This window comes from Microvirga arvi, from assembly GCF_016892765.1.
GTDB classification, from domain to species: domain Bacteria; phylum Pseudomonadota; class Alphaproteobacteria; order Rhizobiales; family Beijerinckiaceae; genus Microvirga; species Microvirga arvi.
In genome coordinates this window covers 68,398-90,334 of record NZ_JAFEMD010000016.1, presented here as the reverse complement: position 1 = coordinate 90,334, position 21,937 = coordinate 68,398, and the positions used below count along the sequence as shown (strand labels likewise).

The following is a 21,937-nucleotide window of genomic DNA, read 5'->3' as shown; positions in this document are numbered from 1 at the left end:
CCTTAAGCCACGGCCGAGGCCGCGCCGGCTTCGATCTGCCCCGAGCGCAGGCGCACCATGCGATCGCACAGCCGGGCGAGATTGAGATCGTGGGTCACGAGCACCAGGGTCGCGCCCCGGTCGCGCTTGAGGGCGAAGAGCAGGTCGATGATGGACCCGCCCGTGTTCTCGTCGAGGTTGCCGGTGGGCTCGTCGGCCACGAGGATGGCCGGGTTGGGCACGATGGCGCGGGCGATCGCCACGCGCTGCTGCTCGCCCCCGGAGAGCTGCGCCGGATAATGCTGCAGGCGAGACCCCAGGCCCACGGCCTGCAGCTCGGCTTCCGCGCGCTCGAAGGCGGCGTCCTCGCCGGCAAGCTCCAGGGGAAGCGCCACGTTTTCCAGGGCCGTCATGGTGGGAACGAGGTGAAAGGACTGGAACACGATGCCGATCCGGCGGCCGCGAAATCGCGCCAGCGCATCCTCGTCGAGGCCCGACAGATCGGTGCCGTCGACAATGACTTTTCCCGAATCGGGGCGCTCCAATCCGGCCATGGTCATGAGCAGGGTCGACTTGCCGGAGCCCGAGGGGCCGACGAGCCCCACCGCCTCGCCTTTGTCGATCCCGAGGGAAATCCCCTTGAGGATATGCACCCGCGCGGCCCCGCGCCCGAGGCTCAAATCGACATCGTGCAGCGCGATGGCCTTGTCCTGCATGCCCGTTCACCCGATCTGTTGGAAACTTGAGATTTAACCCGGTTCTAGTCCGGTAGAGATGGGAAGCCTATTGATGAAGCGCCAATCCGGCCCATTCATGACGATCATTTTTGCGTGTGCGGCCATGCTTGCCGCGATGATCGCCCCTTTCGCCGCAGCCCAGGCGCAAGGCCAGCCGATTCGCCTCGTGGCCTTGGGCGACAGCCTGAGCGCGGGCTACGGATTGCCGCAGGAAGCCGCCTTTCCGGTGGTTCTGGAGCGGGCGCTGAAGGCCAAGGGGTACAAGGTGGAGATCGCCAATGCGGGCGTCTCCGGTGACACCTCCTCCGGCGGGCTCGACCGGCTCGACTGGTCCGTGCCCGACGGCACCGATGGGGTGATCCTGGAGCTCGGCGCCAACGACATGCTGCGCGGTCTCGACCCGGCGCTCACCCGGAAGAACCTCGAGACCATCGTGGAGCAGCTTAAAAGCCGCAACATTCCGGTCATGCTCGCCGGCATGTATGCCACGCGCAATCTCGGCCCGGACTACATTGCCAAGTTCGATCCCATCCATCGGGACATTGCGAAGACGCACGACCTTGTGCTCTATCCCTTCTTCCTGGACGGAGTCGCCGGCGACCGGTCCCTCAACCTGCCCGACGGCCTGCATCCGACGGCCAAGGGCATCGAGATCATCGTCGAGCGCATCCTGCCCAGCGTCGAGACATTTCTCGCCCGCCTTGCCCAGCGCTGAAGCGTCTTCAGCGCCCCCTTCTTGCCTGAACGCGGCGGATCACACCGTCGCGAGGAGCTGAAAACCCATGGAATATCGCCGCCTCGGCCGCACGGACCTCAATGTCAGCCTCATCTGCCTCGGCACCATGACCTGGGGTCAGCAGAACAACGAGGCCGACGGCCACGCGCAGATGGATTATGCCCTCGACCAGGGCATCAACTTCTTCGACACCGCCGAGCTCTACTCGATCCCGCCGCGTCCTGAGACCCAAGGCTCCACGGAGCGGATCATCGGCTCCTGGTTCAAGGCGCGCGGCACCCGCGACAAGGTGATTCTCGCCAGCAAGGTGGTCGGCCGCTCGGACAACACCTGGTTCCGGGACGACGGCTCCAAGGCCGAGCTGTCGCGCACCCAGATCGAGGAGGCTGTGAACAAGAGCCTCAAGCGGCTCCAGACCGACTACATCGACCTCTACCAGATTCACTGGCCCGACCGGCCCATGCCCTGGGGCTCCAACCCGACGATCTTCCGCCATCAGGAAGGCGATTCTCACCCCATCGCCGAGACGGTCCAGATCATGACCGATCTGGTGAAGGCCGGAAAGATCCGCCATTTCGGCCTCTCCAACGAGAGCGCCTGGGGCACCATGAGCTTCCTCAAGCACGCGGATGCCAAGGGCCTAGCGCGGGTGCAGTCGGTGCAGAACGCCTACAACCTCCTCAACCGCACCTACGAGGTGGCGCTGGCCGAGGTGACGATGCACGAGAACGTGAGCCTGCTGGCCTATTCGCCGCTCGCTCAAGGGTACCTCACAGGCAAGTATCTCGACGGCGCCCGCCCGCCGGGCGCTCGCACGACCCTGTTCGAGCGCGGTCAGCGCTACGAGAACCCGACCGCCGAGGCGGCGATCCGCAAATACATCGCGCTTGCGAAGGAGTTTAACCTCGATCCGGCCCAGATGGCGCTGGCCTTCGTCAATTCCCGCCCCTTCCTCACGTCCAACATCATCGGCGCCACCTCCATGGCGCAGCTGAAGACGGATATCGGGTCGGTCCATGTGACGATCACGCCGGAACTGGAAGAGCGCATCAACGCGATCCACGTCGAGCACTGCAATCCGTGCCCGTAATCATCACTGGGTCATCCCGGACGGCGTGAGCCGATCCGGGATCGCTTTAAGGATAGAACACTGTCATTCCGGGGCCGCGAAGCGGAGCCCGACCCGAAGGGCCGCGCCAAAGGCGTGGAAATCCATAACCACGAGGTTGCAAGAAAGGGCGAGCAGTGTTGCGCCGCCTTTTGCACCGTTAGCGGTTATGGATTCCCGCTTCCGCGGGAATGACAGCGTTGAGTTTCTGGCGCCTTGTTCTGCAACCCGATCCTGGATCTTCGCTGCGCTTCGTCCGGGATGACGCTTTGTGGTCCGGAACAAACCCTGTCCTCCAATCGTCTGATTTGGCATCAGCCAGCCTCGGGAGGTGCCGCATGCCCCGTCTGTTCACCGGCATCGAGATCCCGGCCGAGATCAGCCTGGCCCTGTCGGGCTTTCGCGGCGGCCTTCCCGGGGCGCGCTGGATGGATCCCGAGAACTACCACCTGACCCTGCGCTTCATCGGCGACATCGACGCGCGCATGGCGGACGACGTGTGCTCGGTTCTCGGCGAACGGCGGCAACGCGCTCCCCTTCAGATCACCATCGACGGGCTCGACAGCTTCGGCGGCGGAAAGCCCCGCGCGGTCTTCGCCCGCACCTCCGGCAACGGCGGGCTGAGCGAGTTGCAGGCGGAGCAGGAACGCCTGCTGCGCCAAGTCGGTCTGGTTCCTGAAACCCGCAAGTTCACCCCGCATGTGACCCTCGCCCGCCTGAAGAACGTCTCGCCGATCGATGTCGCGGATTACATCGCGACGCGAGGCCATTTCCCGAAGCTCACGTTCACCGCGGATCGGTTCGTCCTGTATTCGTCGCGCGCCTCCGTCGGCGGCGGCCCCTACGTGATCGAGGCGGCTTATCCCTTAAGCTAGGCTCGACGTTTCGAGGAAGGAGCGTTAAAGCCACGGTCATGGCCTCGCTTGTCTTCCTCACCCATCCCGAAGTGGTCATCGATCCGGACCAGCCCGTTCCCGAATGGCCCCTGAACGCCACCGGGCGCTCCCGCATGGAGCGCTTCGCCGGTCTGCTCGCGCATCGGGATGTCTCCGCGGTCTATGCCAGCACGGAACGTAAAGCGCGGGATGGAGCCGCCATCATGGCGGAGCGCCTGCAGCTCTCCTACGCGACGGACGAGGCCTTAAGCGAGAACGACCGCTCGTCCACGGGCTACATCGCGCCGCCGGAATTCTGGGAGGTGGTGCGCGAATTTTTCGGCCGCCCGCACGAGAGCATCCGCGGCTGGGAGCGCGCCGTCGACGCGCAGGCGCGGATCGTGAAAGCCGTGAGCCGGATCGCCAGAGAGGACGAGACGTCCGGGGACATCGTGATCGTCTCCCACGGGGGAGTCGGCTGTTTGCTGACGGCGCATCTTCAGAGGGTGGCGATCGGGCAGGAGAGCCGCCCTCGTCATCCGGGCGGCGGCTGCTTCATCGTCATCGATCGCGCCTCGTTCACGCTGACGCAGGATTGGCGCACCATCGAGGATGGGTTCGCGGATTGATCTTGCACCTTGCGCTGTCGTTCCGGGGCGAGCGTCAGCGAGAGCCCGGAATGACAGTGGATCTGTTTGTGCTTGCATCCTTGGCGCCGTGCTACTAGCCCCTCCACGCAAGGCGCAGGACTGAACCGACCCATGATCCGCAACCACATCGCGCAACCAGCGCCAGGCATCGCCCTTTGCACGGCGATTGCGTTCGCCGCCATGGGTCTTCAGCGGATCGAGGAGCACTGGACCGGCCGGCCCTGGATCGAGGCCCTCGTCATCGCGATCCTGCTCGGGACGATCCTGCGCACCCTCTGGACTCCCGACAGGCGCTGGGTTTCCGGCATCGGCTTCTCCGCCAAGACCCTGCTCGAGTTTGCCGTCATGCTGCTCGGCGCCTCGATCAGCTTCCAGGCGGTGCTGGATGCGGGCCTCGGTCTCATCCTCGGCATCGCCATCGTGGTGGCGGTGTCGATCACGGCAAGCTATGGGCTTGGGCGGATGCTCGGCCTGCCGAAACGCATGGCGGTGCTTGTCGCCTGCGGCAACGCGATCTGCGGCAACTCGGCGATTGCAGCGGTCGCGCCCGTCATCGGCGCCAAGCCCGCGGATGTGGCCTCCTCCATCGCGTTCACCGCCGTCCTCGGCGTGATCGTCGTGCTCGCCCTGCCCCTGCTGGTGCCGCTGCTTGGCCTGTCGATGACGCAATACGGCGTGCTCGCGGGTCTGACCGTCTACGCGGTGCCGCAGGTGCTCGCCGCAACCGTTCCCGTCAGTCTCGTGAGCACGCAGCTCGGCACCCTGGTGAAGCTCGTGCGCGTGCTGATGCTGGGTCCGGTGGTGATCGCGCTCTCGGTCGTGACGGGCCGACAGGCGGAAGGCCCGAAGCCAAGCCTGGCCCTGAACCGGCTCGTGCCCTGGTTCATCGTCGGCTTCCTGATCCTCGCGCTGCTGCGGTCCCTCGGCGCCATTCCCGAGGCAATGCTGCAGATCGTCATGCCGGTCGCGACGTTTCTCACCATCATCGCGATGGCGGCCCTGGGCCTGGGCGTCGATCTCAAGGTTCTTGGGCATGTCGGCGGCCGGGTGACGCTCGCCGTGTCGCTCTCGCTTCTGGTGCTGATCGCCATCAGCTTAGGGCTGATCCGGCTGCTCGGCATCGCCTGAGACCTTGAAACCGCGTCCTGCCGCTTCATCACTAGAGGAGTTCTTTTCTCAAGGTGAAGCCAGCACATGCCCCGATTGTCCGACTCTGAGCGCCAGGAACTCCTGCCCGCCCTCGACGGCTGGGCGATGATGGAGGGCCGCGACGCAATCACCAAGCGCTTCGTCTTCGACGATTTCAGCGCCGCTTTCGGCTGGATGACGCGGGTTGCTCTCGCAGCCGAGTCCATGAACCACCACCCCGAATGGTCGAACACCTACAACAGGGTCGAGGTCACCCTCTCCACCCACGACGCCAAGGGCCTGACCCGGCGCGACATCGAACTGGCGCAGCGCATGGATCAGATGGCGGCCGGACTGGCGAGGGGGTAAGCGATGGCTGGAACACGGATTCTGACCGGAGGCTGCGCCTGCGGCCAGCTGACCTTTGAAACCCACGGCGAGCCCAAGCGCGTCGGCCTGTGCCATTGCATGACCTGCCGCAAGATCAGCGGCGCAGCCTTCAACGCCTTCGTGATCTACCCCGTCGAGCAGGTGACGATCACGGGTGAAACGAAGGGCTGGTCCGCGACGCCGGACAGCGAGCGCTGCTTCTGCCCGGTCTGCGGATCGCAGGTCTTCGATCGGGATGTTAGAGCCTCGGACCCAAAAGTGGACACCACTTTTGGGATCAACCCGATGCTCTCTTCTTCAGGTGGCGCATCGTCGGATGCGGACCCAGAGGGCCACGTCAGTGAAAACCGGGACCACTTTTCGCTAGCGCGGCCCGCTGGGTCCGCACGATGCGCCAGCGACGAGATCGAGATCAAGCTCGGCGCCTTCGACGACCCCAACCTGTTCACGCCAACCTACGAGGCCTGGACCAAGCGCCGCGAGCACTGGCTCTGCACCCCGGATCTCAAGAGCTTTCCCGAGAACCGGGGCGAGGTTGCTTGAGGGCTTTTACTTCGGCTGCATGCGCAGGGCCCCGTCGAGGCGGATGCCTTCGCCGTTGAGCATGTCGTTCTCGATGATGGCTTTCACCAGGTTTGCATATTCCTCGGGGCGGCCGAGGCGCGAGGGGAACGGCACGTTGGCCTCCAGCGCCTTGCGGTAATCCTCCGCGATGCCCTCGAAAAGCGGCGTTTGGAACAGTCCCGGCATGATCGTCATGACGCGGATGCCGAAGCCTGACAGGTCGCGGGCGACCGGGAGCGTCAAGCCCAGCACGCCGCCCTTGGAGGCGGCATAGGCGGCCTGTCCGATCTGCCCATCCTGGGCGGCTACCGACGAGGTGCTGACGATGACGCCGCGCCCGCCGTCTGGAGTCACGGGATCCAAGCCCGCCATGGCGGCGGCGCATTTCGATATCATCGCATAGGTGCCGATCAGGTTGATCTCGACCGCGCGGCGGAAGCTCGCCACGTCGTGGGGGATGAGTTCGCCCGTCTCGCGCTTCTTGGACACGGTGCGCTTGCCCGGCGCGATGCCGGCGCAGTTGACGAGGATGCGCTCGATGCCGTTCGCAGCCCGCGCTTGGGCCAGCGCCGAATCGATGGAGACCTCGTCGGTCACGTCAGCCTTGCAGAAGACCGCTCCGATCTCGCGGGCAACCTCATCGCCGCGCTCGGCGTTCATATCCAGAATGGCGACCTTCGCGCCGTTGGCGGCGAGCATGCGGGCGGTGGCCTCACCGAGGCCCGAAGCGCCTCCGGTGACGATGGCTGCCATCAATTTGTCGAGCTTCATCGGTTTTCTCCCTTGGTGCGCGGATGTCTTAAGATATCCTCGTTTGCACGGGAACCAGACGATAGATAGTCAGGAGCAGTTGAGATGAATGAACCCTTCACGAAGCCTTTCACCAAGGCCGAGATGGAGGCCATGCGCAGGGCGACCCGTGACGAGGAGGGACTCAAGCGCCGGTTCTGGGATAAGTTCAAGCGCGGCGCCGGCAAGATTCCCTTTGCGGAGGATTTGGTGGCCGCCTTCTTCTGTGCCACGGACCCGTCGACTCCGAGCCGCGTGAAGCTGATTCTCCTCGGCGCCATCGCGTATTTCGTTTTTCCCACCGATGCGATCACCGACCTCCTGCCCCTGATCGGCTTTGCCGACGATGCGGCGGTGCTTGCCGCGGCGATCACCCAGGTCGCCGGTTCGATTACGGAAGAGCACAAAGAAAAAGCGAGGAAAGTGCTGGCTGAAACTTCGGCTTGAGCTTGGCAACAGTTGCGTAAAGTATCTTAGACGAAAGAATATATACTTATTGCAATGTTATTTTAGATCGCTATAACTGATTCCCGTTAGCAGCAAAATGATTTCAGCTCTTCCGGCATATTTTAAAGATCACAAGCTTTGAAGGATACTGCAAAGGGTCGCTCAGGCGGCCCTTTTTATTGGGCCAAGGTTCAGGTGGAATGATCATGCTGACGACGAACCGCCGCGTTTCGACGCATCGCCAATCCCCCGGCGCCGCCTTAACGGAGATGGTGAAGAGTTCTTAACCATCCGGTTTTATGATCCGCCCCATGTCTACTGTATCTCTCCAGCGCGGCGTCGCCGCCGGCATCCTCTCTGCCCTTGTCGTCATCGGAACCGGGAGTACGGCTCTGGCTCAGGCTCAACGTTCGACGCAGCCAGCAACCCGCTCGGCGCCGGCCAAGCCGGCTGCGACTCCGCAGCCTGCGGCCAAGACCACCCCGACGGCCAAGACCACGCCGGCGAAGACCACACCGGCCAAGCCTGCCGCCGCTGCGGCGGCCGGGGCTGGAGCGGCCGCGGCTGCCAAGCCGGCCCAGGCGGCGACGGGCCCGGGCGGCGCTTCGCTCCTGACGTCCTATGGCGACTGGGGCGTCTATACGGCCCAGACCGGCCGCTCGAAGATCTGCTATGCCCTGAGCCAGCCCCAGGACCGGCTGCCGAAGAACGTGAACCGAGAACCGGCCTATCTCTTCGTGTCCTTCCGCCCGGCGGAGAACGTGAGGAACGAGGTCGCCCTGGTTCTCGGCTTCACGGCCAAGGAGAACGGCCCGGCCGAGGCCGCCGTCGGCAATGCGTCCTATGCCCTGCTCACCAAGGCTGCCAACGCTTGGCTGAAGAACCCCGCTGAGGAGGGTCAGGCCATCGCCACCATGGCCCGCAGCGGAACCATGACCGTGAAGACGCAGTCGGCCCGCGGCGCGAGCCTGACCGACCGCTATTCCCTCAACGGCTTCAACAAGGCCCTGGAGCACGCCCGCAAGGAATGCGCCTCTTAAAGCCCTTGAGCGGTTGAAAATCGAAGCCTCAATGAGCATGTTCCGGGCCTCGCGCCCGGAATTTTGCTTTTCGAAGGCTCACTTTTCCGGCGCAATCGTGTTATAGAACCGCCGAACTCCCAACAACGAAGGCATGATCTCCCATGGCGACGGTGCTCGACATCGCCAAGCACAACCCCAATGCGGCTCCTGTGGCCGTGAGCGAGGCCGCGCGCGCGGCCGGGTTCATCGAAAAGACGGCGGAGCTGACCGTCGCGGCGGGAGCAGCCCCCGGCGGCGCGTCGCTGATCGGCCTCACCCGCGGCCAGCTGAAGGACTCGCTTAGCCAGATCGGCGTGCCCGAGCGCGAGCTCAAGATGCGCGTGGCCCAGCTCTGGCACTGGATCTATTTCCGGGGAGCCAGGGACTTCGCCGAGATGACCAACATGGGCAAGGAGCTGCGCGCCAAGCTGGCAGCCGCCTATACCCTTGCCCGGCCTAAAGTTGTCTCCGAGCAGGTCTCGAAGGACGGCACCCGCAAGTGGCTGATCCGCATGGCCTCCACCGGTCCGCTCGACAAGGGCGCGGAGATCGAGTGCGTCTACATTCCTGAGGTCGACCGCGGGACGCTCTGCGTGTCGAGCCAGGTCGGCTGCACGCTCACCTGCTCCTTCTGCCACACGGGCACCCAGCGCCTCGTGCGCAACCTGACCTCGGCCGAGATCGTGGCGCAGCTGATCGTGGCGCGCGATTGCATCGGCGACTGGCCCGGCGCCACCCCGCCGGAAGGCGCCTTCGTGCCGAATGACGGCGGACGCTTCGTGTCCAACATCGTGTTCATGGGCATGGGCGAGCCGCTCTACAACACGGACAACGTGATCGCCGCCATCGATGTCATGTCGGATGGCGAGGGCCTAACCCTGTCGCGCCGCCGCATCACCGTCTCCACCTCTGGCGTCGTGCCGCAGATGGAGCGCCTCGGCGCTGAGGCCAACACCATGCTGGCGATCTCGCTCCACGCCGTGCGCGATGAACTCCGCGACGAGTTGGTGCCGATCAACCGCAAATACGACATCAGGCAGCTGCTCGACGCCTGCCGCGCCTATCCTGGCCTGTCGAACGCCCGCCGCATCACTTTTGAGTACGTGATGCTCAAGGGCGTGAACGACTCGGACGCCGACGCGCGCAAGCTCGTACAGCTGCTGAAGGGCATTCCGGCGAAGATCAACCTGATCCCGTTCAATCCCTGGCCCGGCTCGAAATACGAGTGCTCGGACTGGGAGCGGATCGAGCGCTTCTCCGAGATCGTCTACCGCGCGGGCTACGCCTCGCCGGTGCGCACCCCCCGCGGCCGCGATATCCTGGCCGCCTGCGGCCAGCTCAAGAGCGAGACCGAAAAGCTGCGCGCCCGCGCCCGCATGATGGCCGAACAGGGCATCGGCGCCGAGGGCGTGTATGCGGTGGGGAACGGGGAGTAAGATCAGGAGCACCGCGCTGCTTTCCAAGGCGGTGCTTCCATCCACAATCGCAACTGGCGGATACCCTGAAGCTCCCTTAGCTTAAGAGCATGATCCGCTGGCTCATCCTCATCCCCTTTGCGCTCCTCATCGCCATCGGCGCGAGCGGCACGTTCTTCCTCATCGCCTCCATCGTCGACCCCGTGATGGCGCTGTTGACCGGCGATACGCTGTTCGTCGGGTTCTGGTCGCTGATCGACGCGGTGTTCTCCGCCGAGGATCCCGGACCCATCGTGGAGGATGCGTTCCTGGCGGTCGGCCGCATCATGTTCACGCTGCTGATCTTCCCGCCGCTGCTCGTCGCCGTGATCAGCGAGGTGCTTGGGATGCGCAGCCTCCTCTGGCATGTGCTCGCCACGGGCGTTCTGACGGCGGCGGTGCCCTGGATCCTGCGCGGGCAGGCGCGGATCGCCAGCCCCGAGGAGCTGCATGTGAGCCTCGTGCTGGGGCTCACCGGAGCGGTCGCGGGCTTCGTCTATTGGGCGATCATCGGCGGGCGCGAGCCCCCGCGAAAGGAACCTACCGAGCCGATGTCGTCAGGATCTTGATGGCGAAGACCGAGAACAGCCCGGCGAAGGAATAGTCGATTCCCCGCATGAATTTCGGGTGGCCGCGCAGGAGCGAGATCAGCTTGTCGGCCCCCAGGATCATAAGCACCCCCATCGGCGTGTTCAGCGCGACGAAGTAGAAGCCAAGGAACAACAGCTTGTCGGCCGCATGCGGATCGCTCGCGTCCACGAATTGCGGCAGGAAGGTCACGAAGAACAGTACTACTTTGGGGTTCGTGAGATTGATGCCGACGCCCATGAAGAATGTCTTCCAGAACAAGACCTCCGCCCGGCCCTCCTCCCTCACGTTCAGGGCCGAGCCGTTGCGCACGGCCTCGAGCGCCATCCAGAGCAGGTAGAGCGCGCCGACGATCTTCAGCACCGTGAAAGCGGTCACGGAGGCTGCCAGAAGCGCCGAGAGCCCCAGCGCCGCAAGCAGCGTATGGACGCAGCATCCCGCCGTCGCGCCCAGCATTGAAGCCATGCCAGCCTTGCGCCCGCCTGACATGGTCTTGGCCAGGAACAGGCTCATGTCGGGACCCGGCGTGATGAAGAGCAGGATCGCGGCCAGGGTGTAGGCGAGCAGCGTGCTGACGTCGGGCAGGAAGGTCATGGGGCGAATCCGGCGAAAACGGCGGGATCATGACTCAATCCCGTGTGTACGGCTACCGAAAAGCCGCTTGTTGAAACGGCGCCCCTGCTCCATGTGTTGATCCGGGCAGGATCAGAAGAGCTTTTAAAAAATCACGAGAAGGACAGACATGACGGCTTTGCTCTCAACCGCCCGGATCCGCGCGGCCCTGACCGCCATGTTCCTGGCGTTCGGCCTGTCCGCCTGCGGCATCAACAATGTCCCGACTCTGGAGGAGCAGGCCAAGGCCGCCTGGAGCGAGGTGCAGAATCAGTACCAGCGCCGGGCCGATCTCATCCCCAACCTCGTCGAGACCGTGAAGGGTTTCGCTCAGCAGGAGCGCGAGGTGCTGACCCAGGTGACCGAAGCCCGTGCCCGCGCCACGCAAGTCCAGGTCGATGCCTCCACCGTCACCGACCCCGAAAAGTTCCGGCAGTTCCAGGAGGCGCAGAACCAGCTCTCGGGAGCGCTGGGCCGGCTGCTCGCCACCGTCGAGCGCTATCCGGAGCTGAAGTCCAACGCCAACTTCCTCGCTCTGCAATCGCAGCTAGAGGGCACCGAGAACCGCATCGCCGTGGCGCGGCGCGATTACATCTCTACGGTACAGGCCTACAACACCGAGCTACGTACGATCCCGGGCCGCTGGATCGCCGGCATCCTCTATCCGGAGGCCAAGCCCATGGAAACCTTCACCGCCACCGCCGGATCGGACCGTCCGCCGCCAGTGAAGTTCTGACGGGATGATGAGCATGAGCGCTCTTCCCTCCCCCTTACGGGGAGGGATCGAGGGTGGGGGTCGGACAGTCGAGGCGCTGAGCCGGATTGGACAGCGCAAGGTTGCTACAGCGCTTAACCTGCTCGACAACTCACCCGGTCAGACCACCCCCACCCCTGCCCCTCCCCGCAGAGGGGAGGGAAGAAGGGCGATGCTCTTCATTGCCCACCTCCTCGCTCTCCTCATCCTTTTCTTTTCCCTCCCTACCCTCGCCCAGACCTTCCCGCCCCTGACCGGCCGGGTGGTCGATGCGGCCAATCTCCTCAAGCCGGAGGAGCGGGCGGCTCTCGAAACCAAGCTGAAAGCTCATGAGGACAAGACCACCGACCAGGTGGTGGTAGCGACCCTGCGCTCGCTCGAGGGTTATGAGATCGAGGATTACGCCAACCGCCTGTTCCGGCAATGGCAGCTCGGTCAGAAGGGCAAGAACAACGGCGCGCTGCTCCTCGTCGCGCCGCAGGAGCGGAAGGTGCGCATCGAGGTGGGCTATGGTCTCGAGGGCGCCCTGACGGACGCTCTGTCGAAGATCATCATCACCACCGCCATCGCGCCCCAGTTCCAGAAGGGCGATTTCGCGGGCGGAATCGATGCCGGCGTCGACGCCATGCTCTCGATCCTCACGGGCGATGCGGAGGAATGGCAGCGCCGGGCGCAGTTGCGCGAGGAGAGCACCGCCACGATCGATCCGGTCGTCGCCTTCATCATCCTGCTGATCCTGTTCTTCCTGATCGCGCGCATGATGGGGGCAGGCCGCGGGCAGGGCATCGGGCGGGGCCGCCACGGTCCGTGGATCGTCACCACCGGCGGATGGGGCGGCGGCGGAGGATGGTCCGGCGGAGGCGGCGGCTTCTCGGGAGGGGGCGGCTCGTCGGGCGGCGGCGGCGCTTCGGGGAGCTGGTAGATGATATCATTGGAGGAACAGGCCCGCCTGGCAGGCGTCATCAGCGACGTGGAGGACGAGACCTCCGGTGAGATCGTTCTCGTGATCGCGGAGCAGGCGGGCCATTACCGCGCCGTTCCGCTGCTGTGGGCGATGCTCGCCGCGCTCGTGACGCCGTGGCCGCTGATCTGGCTCACCGCGATCAGCACCTCGCGCATCTTCCTGGTACAGCTTGCGGTCGCGCTGGCCTTGAGCCTCATGCTCTCCTGGCCGAAACTGCGCTTCCTCCTGGTGCCCCGCTCCATCAAGCATGCCCAGGCGCACGAGGCGGCCTCGCGGGAGTTCTTGCGGCGCGGGCTCACCCGCACGCGGGAAAAGACCGGTGTTCTGATCTATCTGGCGCTCGCCGAGCACCATGCCGAGATCCTGGCCGATACCGGCATCGCAGATCGGGTCGATGCAGGAATCTGGACCAGCATCATCGCGAACCTGACCGACGCAATCAGAGACGACCGGATGATGGAGGGGTTGGAGGAGGCTATCCGGCGCATGGGAGCGATCCTGGCGGAGCACGCCCCTCCCCGCCTCGACGACATGGACGAACTGCCCAACAAGGTGATCCTGTTGGATTGAAGGCTTCCGGTTTAGAGCCCGGGACCTTTCGCGGCACCCAGGATGATTCCAGGCCGGGCGGCATCCGTGCTCTGCAGGAGAACCACGTAGGCATCCCCGCCGTTGCGGGCCATGTCGAGCGGTACCTCGAAGCGGGCGGAGCCGCCGCGCCACTCGCCGACCCGATTCAGGCCGCGCACCACATTGGCGTAGGTGATCGTCTTGCCCCGGTTCTCGCCGCGCTCGATGGGAACCGTCTGGGACTTGAGGACGGGCAGCACCCAGACCTCGGCCGCACGCTGCGTGGTCTCGGGCGTCTCCTCGATGGCGATCGAGATCGTGCCGTTCTGCTCGTTGAGGCTGACGTTCACCGGCAGGGTCTGGCGGCCCTTCGTGGTGTACTGGATCGCCTTCTCGATCTGGGCCCGGTCGGAGCCGATCGAGGATTTCTTGCCGTTGACGATCATCTGCGGCGTGAAGACCTGCCGGTCGCTGCGGGAATGGGCATAGGCCTTCTGCCGCTCCGTGAAGGCCACATGCGCGAGCGTGTCCTTCCAGCCGAGATAATCCCAGTAATTGACCGGCAGGGACAGGGCCACGATGTCCGGCTGGCGGGAATATTCGACCAGAAGCTCATCCGCCGGCGGGCAGGAGGAGCAGCCCTGGCTGGTGAACAGCTCGACCACCGCACGGGGAGGGTCCGCCAGAGCAGGCTGCAGAGAAGCGGCCAATCCAAGAGCCGCCAGGGTCGCTTTCAATCGGGTTACCATGATGCCGCCATGGAACATGAATTCCGCATCAAGGTGAACTCACGTTACCTTGAGCGGTTGCAAGCACCCGCCAACGACGATGCATCCACAGCCACTGCTCAGGGTATTCCCGCACCCATTCCTCCACCACGGAGGTCATGGCCTGCATGGCGCCCTGCACGTTGATCTGCCCGTCGGGATCCCGGGGGAGATCCAGGGGCGGCGTAAGCTGCAGGCGGAAGCGGTGGTTCGGCAAGCGGATGACGCGCACTCCATGGACGGGGCAGTCGAAGCGGCGGGCGAATTTCCCCAGGATCGGGTTCACCAGGGCCGGGCGGCCCATGAAGGTCACGATCACGCCGCGGGTGAAATGCTGGTCGATGAGCATGCCCAGATGACCGCCCTTCTCCAGAGCTCCCTGCATGGCGAAGGCTGCGCCCTGGCGGGCGGCTTCGAGATTGCCCATGGTCTCGCTGCGGATCTCGTGCAGCACGCGGGCGATGGCCGGGTCGTTGGGCGCCCGGAACACCGCCGTGGTGTCGAGGCCGAACCGGGCCGCGCAGATGGCGGGCAACTCCCAGTTGGCGAGGTGGGCGGAGAAGATGAGGCCTGGCTTGCCGTCGTCGCGCAGGCTCAAGAAGTGATCGATGCCGTCGACCTCGGTGCGGCCGGGCACCGTGCTGTCCGGATCGAAATCGAACAGGCGCCCGAGATGAGGATATTCCGCACCCGTGCGGCCGAGATTGTCCCAGGCGGCAAGCGCCAGAGCCTTCACCTCGGCGTCCCATTTCTCTGGGTAGGCCTCACGGATATTGGCGAGGGCTGTCCTGTGGGCGCGAAGCAGTGGCCCAAAGGTGCGCGTGATGGCCGCTCCCACCGTGCCGGAGCGCTCGGGACCCAAGGCCCGCGCCAGGGCGAAGACGCCGCGCACGACGCCGACCATGACCGTCTCGGTCAGGCGCGAGACGAGGCTGCGGGGGCGGTGGGGCTGCTGCACGTTTTTTGGATCCTGGCCTGAAAAGAAAAGTCCCCGCGTCATTTCGCGGGGAACCGGTTTCGTCAAGATGAATGGTCGCGGCGAATTATGCTAGCGCATCGTGCGGAAAAGTGGACCCGGTTTTCCGGTCCACACGATGCGCTCATCAAAGAAGAGAGCATCGGATCAATCCCAAAAGTGCAAGTCCACTTTTGGGTCCGATGCTCTAGCGTCACCGGCTCAGAACGTCACGATCACCTTGCCGAAGACCTTCCGGCCCTCCAAGCGCTCCAACCCCTTCTGGAACTCGTCGAGCGGGAAGGCCGCATCGATGACGGGGCTCATGCCGCCCGCCATCTTGTCCAGGGACTGGCTGATGTTCTCGATCCGGCAGCCGAAGGAGCCGAAGATCCGGTATTGCTGCTGGAAGAGCTGCATCAGGTTCATGGTGGTGGAGACGCCCGAGGTGGAGCCGCAGGTGACGAGGCGCCCGCCGCGCTTGAGGCACAGCAGCGAGCCGTTCCAGGTCTCCGCACCCACATGCTCGAACACCACGTCGACGCCCTTGCGCTTGGTCAGGCGCCGCACCTCGCCCTCGAAGCGCTCGGTGCGGTAATTGACGACGTGGTCGGCGCCCAGCGCCTTCGCCTTCTCGCCCTTCTCGTCGTCGCCCACGGTCGTGTAGACCGTGCAGCCGATGGCCTTCGCCATCTTGATCGCCGCCGTGCCGATGCCGGAGCCGCCCGCATGGACGAGGATCGACTCGCCCGGCTCCAGCTTGGCGTTGTCGAACAGCATGTGCTGCACGGTGCCGAAGCCGATGGGCGCGCAGGCCGCCTGCTCGAAGCTGACGCCCTGCGGCACCGGGATCACGAGGCGCTCCGGCCGGTTGATCAGCTCGCGGGCAAAGCCGTCGATATGGAAGCCCATGATGCCGGCGACGTTCTCGCAGAGATTGTCCCAGCCTTTCCGGCAGGCGGCGCAATGGCCGCAGGTCTCGGCGCCGTACATTGTCACGGGGTCGCCCGCCTTGAAGCGCGTGACGCCCTCGCCCACCGCCGCAATCTCGCCCGAGGCCTCGACGCCCACGGCCTGAGGCATCTTGCGCTTGGCGAACGCCATGCCGCGAAAGCCCCAGACATCGAGGTAGTTCAGCGCCAGCGCCTTCACCCGCACCTGCACCTCGCCCGCAGCGGGCGGCGGCGGCGCGTCGATCTCGGTGATGCGAAGGTCACGGTCGCCGAACAACTGAAGGGAGCGCATGGGTCGAAATCCTTGTCGTCGTCATTCCCGGACTTGTTCCGGGGATCCATGCCTCGCTGGCAAAGACGTGGATGGCCGGGACGAGCCCGGCCATGACGGGAGAAAACTATTTGCGGCGGCTTAAAGGGCAGCGGAGCGGATGGCAAGTTATTGCCGCCTCCCCGTCATCTCGGACGCCGCAGGCGATCCAGGATCGGGTGCAGAATGTGACGCTGATCTTCCTGAGGGAGAGGTTAACAAGCGCTAGACTGGTTCACGCGATCCCGGATCGGCTTACGCCGTCCGGGATGACCGTGCTCTTACCGATGCACGCCCAGCATCGAGGTCAAGCCGCCGTCGATGGGCAGCACCGCGCCGGTGATGTAGGCGGCGGGCTCGCTCAGGAGAAAGGCAGCAAGGCCCGCGATCTCCTCAGGCTTGGCGAAGCGGCCAGCGGGGATCTGCTTTTCCATGTTGTCGCGATAGGCCGCGTAAGGGGCCATCATGTCCGTGTCGATGAAGCCCGGCGCGATCACGTTGACGGTGATACCGCGCTTGGCGGTCTCGACCGAGAGCGTGCGGCAATAGGAGATCAGCGCGCCCTTGGAGGCGGCGTAAGCCGCATTGCCCGGATTGCCCTGGAGCGCCGCCACCGAGCCGATGGCGACGATGCGTCCCGCTTTCGCGCGGATCATGCCGCGCATGAGCGCCTTGGCGATGCGGGCGAACGACCAGAAGTTCACCTGCATAGCGGCTTCTGCCTTGTCCTGCTGCATCATGGCGGCGAGCGCATCATAGGGCTGGCCGGCATTGTGCACGAGCCCGAAAAAGCTCTCGCCTTCGATGGTCTCGCAGAAGGCCTCGAGCGCCGCCTTGTCGGCGAGATCGACCTCGTGCGCCCTGATGGTGCGGTCAGGGTTCGCTTGCATCAGCTCCTGGCTAAGCGCCTTCGCAGCGTCTCCCGAGGAGCGATAGGTGAAGTCGACATCGTGGCCGGCAGTCACGAGCGCCCGCACGATGGCGGCGCCCACGCCTTTGCCGCCGCCTGTCACCAGGACCCTGGTCATGATCAAGCCCCTTTCGGCTCGGCCCCGAAGACGAGGCAGGTGTTCTGGCCGCCGAAGCCGAAGGAGTTGGAGAGCACGTAGCTCACTTGTCGATCGCGCGCCACGTTCGGCACCACGTCGAGCGGGATCGCCGGATCGGGAACCTGATAGTTGATGGTCGGCGGGATGCGGCCGGTGCCGATGGTCATGAGCGACATCACGGCCTCGACCGCGCCGGCAGCGGTCAGCGTATGACCGATCATCGACTTGTTCGAGGAAATCGGAACGTTGGCCATGCGCTCGCCGAACACGACGGTGCAGCTCATGGCCTCCATCTTGTCGTTCTCCGGCGTCGAGGTGCCATGGGCGTTGATGGTGTCGATGTCTTCAGGGATAACGCCAGCATCCTCCAGCGCCTGGCGGATCGCCGTAATGGCCGGCATGCCGTCCGGCGACGACCGGGTGCGGTGGAAGCCGTCGCCCTTCTCGCCGCAGCCGAGCACGTAGCCGAGGATCGTGGCGCCCCGCGCCTTGGCGCTCTCCGCATTCTCCAGCACCAGGGCCGCGCCGCCCTCGCCCATGACGAAGCCGTCGCGGTTCTTCGAGAAGGGTTTCGAGGCGCCTTCCGGGTTCTCGTTCTGGGTCGAGAGCGCCGAGAGCAGGGAGAAGCGGATCAGTGATTCCGGATTGACCGAGCCGTCGGTGCCGATGCAGAGCGCCGTATCGGTCTCGCCGCGGCGGATCGCCTCGACCCCGAGTTGAATCGCGGTGGCGCCGGACGAGCAGGCGGTTGAAAGCGAGATCGGCGAGCCCTTGGTGCCGAAGCGGTCGGCGACCCGGTCGGCCACGGTGCCGAAGATGAAGAGATCATGCCAGGGCTTGAAGCGGCCCGTGCCCGCCGCCTTCAGAAGATCCTTGTACGTGACCTCTCCGGTCTGGTCCGAGGCTTGAGCCAGCGCCTCGCGCTGCGGCCATTCCATCTCGACGGGCGGCACGGCGATGAACAGCGCGCCGGGAAAATCGCTCGAAGACAGCCCCGATTGTCCGACCGCTTCCTCCGCGGCCAGCAGGGCGAGCCGCTCGGAGAGCATGGGCGCGCAGAACGGCTCCACATCGACCGAGTCGATGGTGCCGGCGATCGTGGTGCGCAGGCCCTCCGTGGGGAAGCGCTCGATGCGGTGAATGCCGGATTTCCCCGCCGTAAGCGCAGCCCAGGTGTCGTTCTTGCCCTGGCCGAGGGACGTGACCACGCCCATGCCGGTGACGGCGACGAGCGGGCGGCCTTTCGTGTCGCGAAGCGCCATGGTCTTCTCCTCAAGCCTTGATGAGCCGGATGGCGCCTTCGCCGCGCCAGTGACCGACGGAGGTGACGAGAGCCTCGCTCACATCGCCCTGCGCAATCAGGCCGGCCGCCAGAGCCACGCCCGTGGGCGCCTGCGCTTCCATCGTATGGCCGACGAGATCGCCGGTCGCATGAACGGCGGCACCCGGCGCGATGTCCTTGAGGGCGGCCTGCTCCTCGTCCGTGATGCCCTTGATGCCGGTGGCGCCGGAGAACACCACGTCGGGCTTCGCCCCGAGCTGCGTCGACAATTTGTGAAGTGCGCCTTCGATACTGCCGGGCTGGCGGCGGCTGCGATCGGAGGCGACGCCCGCGATGGCGGCCAGCGGCTTCACGCCGCGCGCGGCGGCGTGTTCGCGGGATTCGAGCACCAGGAAGCATCCTCCCGACCCGAGGATCATTCCGCCCCCGCTTGCGGGACGTTCCCAGACGGAGGCGAAGGGCTTCTTCCAGAGGAAGCCGCCCATCTCGTAGATGAGGAGCACGTCGGGCCGCTCGGCATTGTAGGAGCCGCCGACGAGGAAGATCTCGTCCTGCCCGGAGGCGATGCGCTCGCGCGCGATGCGGATGGCATCGACGCCGCTCGATTCCTCGCCCATGAAGGTGCGCGAAGCGCCCGTGACGCCGTGGACGATGGAAATGTTGCCGGCGAGCAGATTGGAGAGCTGCGCCAGGAAGAGCGTCGGGCGCAGGTCGCCCATGAGGCGCTCGTTGAGGAAGACGCCGGGGTTGTCCGCCTGGCGCAGTCCGGTGAGGATCTGGCCGTCGACCCCGTAGTCGCGCTCGCCGCCCCCAGCCGAGACGATGAGCTGCATGCGGCTCTTCAGGGCCGCATCGTCCTTGGCGCCCGCGGCATCGAGAGCGAGGCCGGCTGCGTAGCAGCCGAGCTTCTGCCAGGGCTCCATCTGCCGCTGGTCGGATTTCTTCGGGATCTGCCGGTCCCATTCCAGCGGAGCCGCCGGGTGAACCGGGAAGGGCTCGAAGGTGGCCGCATCCGTGTTCGGCAGGCCGCCGCCGGCGAGCGCAGTCAGATGCGTCTCCAGCCCCTCTCCGGCGCAGGAGACGAGGCCAATGCCTGTAATGACGACATCCCGCATCAAACCGTCTCCTCCAGAAGGCCGATGCGCTTGGCCTGAGCGCGCATCTGGCCGTCCATGCCTTCCGGGAAGGGCATGATCCGGAAGCGCAGCTCGGCATCGCAGATCGGCTTGCCCTCGGCCATGATCTTGGCCTTGGTCACCGCATAGCCTGAGCCTTCATGCTCCAGCTGCGCCGTGACCGTGAGCACCGTACCCGGTCCGACGAAGGTGCGAAAGCGGGCCTTGTCGACCGCCATCAGGAACGGCATGTGGGTGAAGCCCATGAGGCCCAGCACGAGATAGCCGGAGGCCTGGGCCATGGTCTCGGTCAGGAGGACGCCGGGCACGAGGGGGTGGCCGGGAAAGTGCCCTTCGAAGACCGGGCTTTCCTGCGGGACGATGGACCGAACCTCGATCTGCTTGGTCTCGCGGTCGAGGCCCGTCACCTGATCGATCATTTCAAAATATTCGAGGCGCATTTATCGAAACACCGGATTTCCCCTCCCCCTTGTGGGGAGGGGCTAGGGGTGGGGGTGTGAGCGATGGCCTACAAAGGTCTGGCGCCAGCACCCCCACCTCCAACTCCTCCCCACAGGGGGAGGAGAGTTGCGTCGCGCCTTATCATTCCCGACCGATAATTCGATAGGTTCCCTAAGGACCGCCGGCCGGGGTAAGCGTCTTGTTCAATCAGGCCTGCTTGGCGGCGACCAGCGCGTCGATGCGCGCCACGAGGTTCTTCAGGACGAAATATTCCTCGGCCGGCGCCTTGCCCTCGTTCACTTCCTGGGTCCACTGCTCCAGCGGCAGCTTGATGCCGAAAGCCTTGTCGATGGCGAAGGCGATATCGAGGAAGGCGAGCGAGTCGATGCCCAGATCCTCGATGGCGTGGCTCTCGGGCGTGATCTGCTCGCGCGGAATATCGGCGGTCTCTGAAATGATGCCGGCGACGGTCTCGAAGGTGGACGCCATGACGCCGCTCTCCTGAAATGCGTGTTGATCTCAACGATACGGCGCCGGCAAGCTCGGAAAGATCCGGTGTCCATACGCTCTTTGCGTCGAGGAAGGTTGTCTCGAAACGCACCCCTTACACGACAGGGGGCAGACCGGCAACCGATTGGTTGCATCCGGCCGGATTTGCCTTAACGGAAATAAGGGAACGTCACCTGCGGCATTGGCTTGAGGCAGCAAACGATTGATTAATCGGCCTCCATCGCCGATAAGGGCCGCCTTCGGCCTCAAACCGAATGGTCTTACACCAGGACAGATTGCTGGATCGACGTGCTCAACAGGTTCCTCAAGCCTGAAATCCGCTATGCCCGCCGCATGGCCCGGATCGCCCGCTGGGACAGACCCGTCGAGGGGCTGAACGGGCGTCTGCGCGCCTGGGCCCATATGCTCGTGGCCGATCACGGCCTTTTCCGCCTCTTCTACCTGAACAAGCACCAAGTCACCGATCGGCTCTGGCGCTCGGCCCAGCCGGCCCCCCACCAGATTGTCGCCCTTAAAAGCGAGGGGATCCGGACCATCATCAACCTGCGTGGGGGCCGGGAGCATGGTTCGTGGCAGCTCCAGAAGGAGGCCTGCGAGCGGCTCGGCATGAATCTGGTGGAATTCGTGGTGCGCTCGCGCGGCGCCCCGGATCGGGAAACCCTGCTCTCGGCAAAAGAATTCTTCGACACGATCGAGTATCCGGCGGTCCTGCACTGCAAGTCGGGGGCGGACCGGGCCGGTTTCGTGGCCGCACTCTACCTGATCGTCTACGAGGGCAAGTCCATTGACGAGGCGCAGCAGCAATTGTCCATGCGCTTCGGCCACTTCCGATTCTCGAAGACCGGCATCTTGGATGAGTTCTTCGATCTCTACCGCCGCGAAGGCGAGGCCAAGGGCATTCCGTTCCTCACCTGGATCGAAACCCAATACAATTCGGAGGCCCTGGAACGGAACTTCCGCCCCGGCTTCTGGTCCAATCTTCTCGTCGACAAGATCATGCGGCGGGAATAGGCCGATCGCGGCAACTCCGGTCTCCTTATCCCTATCCTGAGAAGCAGACGCGGTCTGCGTCTCGAACGAGGATCCGGAGAGCATTGCCCCCTTCGAGACGGTCGCTGCGCGACCTCT

The 21,937-nt window shown here is 65.0% G+C and carries 26 protein-coding genes; 15 read left to right on the top strand and 11 right to left on the bottom strand.

Going from position 1 to position 21,937, the window contains the following annotated elements:
- Positions 1 to 2 precede the first annotated feature (2 nt).
- On the bottom strand, positions 3 to 695 hold the full coding sequence (locus tag ILT44_RS12275; RefSeq protein ID WP_204239869.1) for an ABC transporter ATP-binding protein: 693 nt from the start codon (positions 693 to 695) through the stop codon (positions 3 to 5).
- Positions 696 to 768: 73 nt separating this feature from the next.
- On the opposite strand from ILT44_RS12275, the gene ILT44_RS12270 reads away from it, so the two are divergent.
- The 7 genes from ILT44_RS12270 to ILT44_RS31895 all read left to right on the top strand — a co-directional run bounded on the left by ILT44_RS12270 (position 769) and on the right by ILT44_RS31895 (position 6,146).
- Positions 769 to 1,431, top strand: coding sequence for an arylesterase (locus ILT44_RS12270; protein WP_372441155.1), 663 nt, complete (start codon positions 769 to 771; stop codon positions 1,429 to 1,431).
- Positions 1,432 to 1,498: 67 nt separating this feature from the next.
- On the top strand, positions 1,499 to 2,542 hold the full coding sequence (locus tag ILT44_RS12265; RefSeq protein ID WP_204239867.1) for an aldo/keto reductase: 1,044 nt from the start codon (positions 1,499 to 1,501) through the stop codon (positions 2,540 to 2,542).
- A gap of 356 nt (positions 2,543 to 2,898) precedes the next feature.
- Entirely contained in the window at positions 2,899 to 3,435 is a 537-nt protein-coding gene (gene thpR / locus ILT44_RS12260) for an RNA 2',3'-cyclic phosphodiesterase (RefSeq protein ID WP_204239866.1), read from the top strand.
- Positions 3,436 to 3,473: 38 nt separating this feature from the next.
- A complete protein-coding gene (locus ILT44_RS12255) occupies positions 3,474 to 4,064 on the top strand; it encodes a histidine phosphatase family protein (RefSeq protein WP_204239865.1) in 591 nt (196 codons plus the stop codon).
- 132 nt (positions 4,065 to 4,196) lie between these two features.
- Positions 4,197 to 5,213 carry a YeiH family protein gene (locus ILT44_RS12250; protein WP_204239864.1) on the top strand — a complete coding sequence of 339 codons (1,017 nt, stop codon included), beginning with the start codon at positions 4,197 to 4,199 and terminating at the stop codon, positions 5,211 to 5,213.
- Positions 5,214 to 5,279: 66 nt separating this feature from the next.
- Positions 5,280 to 5,582: a 4a-hydroxytetrahydrobiopterin dehydratase gene (locus tag ILT44_RS12245; protein WP_204239863.1), complete on the top strand. Its 303-nt coding sequence runs from the start codon at positions 5,280 to 5,282 to the stop codon at positions 5,580 to 5,582.
- Between the two features lie 3 nt (positions 5,583 to 5,585).
- Entirely contained in the window at positions 5,586 to 6,146 is a 561-nt protein-coding gene (locus ILT44_RS31895) for a GFA family protein (RefSeq protein WP_204239862.1), read from the top strand.
- A 6-nt stretch (positions 6,147 to 6,152) separates the two neighbouring features.
- Here the strand turns inward: ILT44_RS31895 and ILT44_RS12235 are convergent, their stop codons facing one another.
- Complete coding sequence (locus ILT44_RS12235) at positions 6,153 to 6,938, bottom strand: SDR family NAD(P)-dependent oxidoreductase (RefSeq protein WP_204239861.1); 786 nt, start codon at positions 6,936 to 6,938, stop codon at positions 6,153 to 6,155.
- A gap of 84 nt (positions 6,939 to 7,022) precedes the next feature.
- Between ILT44_RS12235 and ILT44_RS12230 the strand changes: the two genes are divergently transcribed.
- The 4 genes from ILT44_RS12230 to ILT44_RS12215 all read left to right on the top strand — a co-directional run bounded on the left by ILT44_RS12230 (position 7,023) and on the right by ILT44_RS12215 (position 10,487).
- A complete protein-coding gene (locus ILT44_RS12230; protein WP_204239860.1) occupies positions 7,023 to 7,403 on the top strand; it encodes a YkvA family protein in 381 nt (126 codons plus the stop codon).
- A gap of 311 nt (positions 7,404 to 7,714) precedes the next feature.
- Positions 7,715 to 8,443, top strand: a complete 729-nt coding sequence (locus tag ILT44_RS12225; protein ID WP_204239859.1) for a hypothetical protein — start codon at positions 7,715 to 7,717, stop codon at positions 8,441 to 8,443.
- Between the two features lie 143 nt (positions 8,444 to 8,586).
- Positions 8,587 to 9,900 (top strand): dual-specificity RNA methyltransferase RlmN, encoded by a 1,314-nt coding sequence (gene rlmN, locus ILT44_RS12220; protein ID WP_204239858.1) that lies wholly within the window; start codon positions 8,587 to 8,589, stop codon positions 9,898 to 9,900.
- An 89-nt stretch (positions 9,901 to 9,989) separates the two neighbouring features.
- Entirely contained in the window at positions 9,990 to 10,487 is a 498-nt protein-coding gene (locus ILT44_RS12215) for a hypothetical protein (RefSeq protein WP_204239857.1), read from the top strand.
- On the opposite strand, the gene ILT44_RS12210 is transcribed toward ILT44_RS12215, so the two are convergent.
- Positions 10,459 to 11,100: a LysE family translocator gene (locus ILT44_RS12210; RefSeq protein ID WP_204239856.1), complete on the bottom strand. Its 642-nt coding sequence runs from the start codon at positions 11,098 to 11,100 to the stop codon at positions 10,459 to 10,461. The genes ILT44_RS12215 and ILT44_RS12210 overlap by 29 nt on opposite strands.
- A 130-nt stretch (positions 11,101 to 11,230) precedes the next feature.
- Between ILT44_RS12210 and ILT44_RS12205 the strand changes: the two genes are divergently transcribed.
- The 3 genes from ILT44_RS12205 (at position 11,231) to ILT44_RS12195 (ending at position 13,406) form a co-directional block, all read left to right on the top strand.
- A complete protein-coding gene (locus tag ILT44_RS12205) occupies positions 11,231 to 11,854 on the top strand; it encodes a LemA family protein (RefSeq protein ID WP_372441157.1) in 624 nt (207 codons plus the stop codon).
- A 190-nt stretch (positions 11,855 to 12,044) separates the two neighbouring features.
- Entirely contained in the window at positions 12,045 to 12,794 is a 750-nt protein-coding gene (locus ILT44_RS12200) for a TPM domain-containing protein (RefSeq protein WP_372441156.1), read from the top strand.
- Complete coding sequence (locus ILT44_RS12195; RefSeq protein WP_204239853.1) at positions 12,795 to 13,406, top strand: TPM domain-containing protein; 612 nt, start codon at positions 12,795 to 12,797, stop codon at positions 13,404 to 13,406.
- Between the two features lie 11 nt (positions 13,407 to 13,417).
- Here the strand turns inward: ILT44_RS12195 and ILT44_RS12190 are convergent, their stop codons facing one another.
- From ILT44_RS12190 to ILT44_RS12155, 8 genes are all read right to left on the bottom strand, one after another.
- Positions 13,418 to 14,155 (bottom strand): DUF1223 domain-containing protein, encoded by a 738-nt coding sequence (locus tag ILT44_RS12190; RefSeq protein WP_204239852.1) that lies wholly within the window; start codon positions 14,153 to 14,155, stop codon positions 13,418 to 13,420.
- 28 nt (positions 14,156 to 14,183) lie between these two features.
- Positions 14,184 to 15,131 carry a lipid A biosynthesis lauroyl acyltransferase gene (locus ILT44_RS12185; protein ID WP_204239851.1) on the bottom strand — a complete coding sequence of 316 codons (948 nt, stop codon included), beginning with the start codon at positions 15,129 to 15,131 and terminating at the stop codon, positions 14,184 to 14,186.
- Positions 15,132 to 15,350: 219 nt separating this feature from the next.
- Positions 15,351 to 16,373, bottom strand: coding sequence for a zinc-binding dehydrogenase (locus tag ILT44_RS12180; protein WP_204239850.1), 1,023 nt, complete (start codon positions 16,371 to 16,373; stop codon positions 15,351 to 15,353).
- Between the two features lie 299 nt (positions 16,374 to 16,672).
- Complete coding sequence (locus tag ILT44_RS12175) at positions 16,673 to 17,419, bottom strand: SDR family NAD(P)-dependent oxidoreductase (RefSeq protein ID WP_204239849.1); 747 nt, start codon at positions 17,417 to 17,419, stop codon at positions 16,673 to 16,675.
- A gap of 2 nt (positions 17,420 to 17,421) precedes the next feature.
- Positions 17,422 to 18,702: a beta-ketoacyl-ACP synthase gene (locus ILT44_RS12170; RefSeq protein WP_204239848.1), complete on the bottom strand. Its 1,281-nt coding sequence runs from the start codon at positions 18,700 to 18,702 to the stop codon at positions 17,422 to 17,424.
- Between the two features lie 10 nt (positions 18,703 to 18,712).
- Positions 18,713 to 19,837: a beta-ketoacyl-ACP synthase gene (locus ILT44_RS12165; protein ID WP_204239847.1), complete on the bottom strand. Its 1,125-nt coding sequence runs from the start codon at positions 19,835 to 19,837 to the stop codon at positions 18,713 to 18,715.
- Complete coding sequence (locus ILT44_RS12160) at positions 19,837 to 20,298, bottom strand: 3-hydroxyacyl-ACP dehydratase FabZ family protein (protein WP_204239846.1); 462 nt, start codon at positions 20,296 to 20,298, stop codon at positions 19,837 to 19,839. Before ILT44_RS12160 ends, ILT44_RS12165 begins: the two co-directional genes overlap by 1 nt.
- Before the next feature lie 208 nt (positions 20,299 to 20,506).
- Entirely contained in the window at positions 20,507 to 20,788 is a 282-nt protein-coding gene (locus tag ILT44_RS12155) for an acyl carrier protein (protein WP_201862010.1), read from the bottom strand.
- A 309-nt stretch (positions 20,789 to 21,097) separates the two neighbouring features.
- Between ILT44_RS12155 and ILT44_RS12150 the strand changes: the two genes are divergently transcribed.
- Positions 21,098 to 21,820 carry a fused DSP-PTPase phosphatase/NAD kinase-like protein gene (locus ILT44_RS12150; RefSeq protein WP_204239845.1) on the top strand — a complete coding sequence of 241 codons (723 nt, stop codon included), beginning with the start codon at positions 21,098 to 21,100 and terminating at the stop codon, positions 21,818 to 21,820.
- Positions 21,821 to 21,937 lie beyond the last annotated feature (117 nt).

Bases quoted from the DNA above. Each gene is read 5' to 3' on its own strand.
- ILT44_RS12265 (WP_204239867.1), top strand. From the start codon at position 1,499: ATGGAATATCGCCGCCTCGGCCGCACGGACCTCAATGTCAGCCTCATC.
- ILT44_RS12195 (WP_204239853.1), top strand. From the start codon at position 12,795: ATGATATCATTGGAGGAACAGGCCCGCCTGGCAGGCGTCATCAGCGAC.
- ILT44_RS12175 (WP_204239849.1), bottom strand. From the start codon at position 17,419: ATGACCAGGGTCCTGGTGACAGGCGGCGGCAAAGGCGTGGGCGCCGCC.
- ILT44_RS12245 (WP_204239863.1), top strand. From the start codon at position 5,280: ATGCCCCGATTGTCCGACTCTGAGCGCCAGGAACTCCTGCCCGCCCTC.
- ILT44_RS12270 (WP_372441155.1), top strand. From the start codon at position 769: ATGAAGCGCCAATCCGGCCCATTCATGACGATCATTTTTGCGTGTGCG.
- ILT44_RS12180 (WP_204239850.1), bottom strand. From the start codon at position 16,373: ATGCGCTCCCTTCAGTTGTTCGGCGACCGTGACCTTCGCATCACCGAG.
- ILT44_RS31895 (WP_204239862.1), top strand. From the start codon at position 5,586: ATGGCTGGAACACGGATTCTGACCGGAGGCTGCGCCTGCGGCCAGCTG.
- rlmN (WP_204239858.1), top strand. From the start codon at position 8,587: ATGGCGACGGTGCTCGACATCGCCAAGCACAACCCCAATGCGGCTCCT.
- ILT44_RS12190 (WP_204239852.1), bottom strand. From the start codon at position 14,155: ATGGTAACCCGATTGAAAGCGACCCTGGCGGCTCTTGGATTGGCCGCT.
- ILT44_RS12215 (WP_204239857.1), top strand. From the start codon at position 9,990: ATGATCCGCTGGCTCATCCTCATCCCCTTTGCGCTCCTCATCGCCATC.
- ILT44_RS12230 (WP_204239860.1), top strand. From the start codon at position 7,023: ATGAATGAACCCTTCACGAAGCCTTTCACCAAGGCCGAGATGGAGGCC.
- ILT44_RS12170 (WP_204239848.1), bottom strand. From the start codon at position 18,702: ATGGCGCTTCGCGACACGAAAGGCCGCCCGCTCGTCGCCGTCACCGGC.
- ILT44_RS12235 (WP_204239861.1), bottom strand. From the start codon at position 6,938: ATGAAGCTCGACAAATTGATGGCAGCCATCGTCACCGGAGGCGCTTCG.
- ILT44_RS12255 (WP_204239865.1), top strand. From the start codon at position 3,474: ATGGCCTCGCTTGTCTTCCTCACCCATCCCGAAGTGGTCATCGATCCG.
- ILT44_RS12250 (WP_204239864.1), top strand. From the start codon at position 4,197: ATGATCCGCAACCACATCGCGCAACCAGCGCCAGGCATCGCCCTTTGC.
- ILT44_RS12210 (WP_204239856.1), bottom strand. From the start codon at position 11,100: ATGACCTTCCTGCCCGACGTCAGCACGCTGCTCGCCTACACCCTGGCC.
- ILT44_RS12225 (WP_204239859.1), top strand. From the start codon at position 7,715: ATGTCTACTGTATCTCTCCAGCGCGGCGTCGCCGCCGGCATCCTCTCT.
- ILT44_RS12155 (WP_201862010.1), bottom strand. From the start codon at position 20,788: ATGGCGTCCACCTTCGAGACCGTCGCCGGCATCATTTCAGAGACCGCC.
- ILT44_RS12275 (WP_204239869.1), bottom strand. From the start codon at position 695: ATGCAGGACAAGGCCATCGCGCTGCACGATGTCGATTTGAGCCTCGGG.
- ILT44_RS12160 (WP_204239846.1), bottom strand. From the start codon at position 20,298: ATGCGCCTCGAATATTTTGAAATGATCGATCAGGTGACGGGCCTCGAC.
- thpR (WP_204239866.1), top strand. From the start codon at position 2,899: ATGCCCCGTCTGTTCACCGGCATCGAGATCCCGGCCGAGATCAGCCTG.
- ILT44_RS12200 (WP_372441156.1), top strand. From the start codon at position 12,045: ATGCTCTTCATTGCCCACCTCCTCGCTCTCCTCATCCTTTTCTTTTCC.
- ILT44_RS12165 (WP_204239847.1), bottom strand. From the start codon at position 19,837: ATGCGGGATGTCGTCATTACAGGCATTGGCCTCGTCTCCTGCGCCGGA.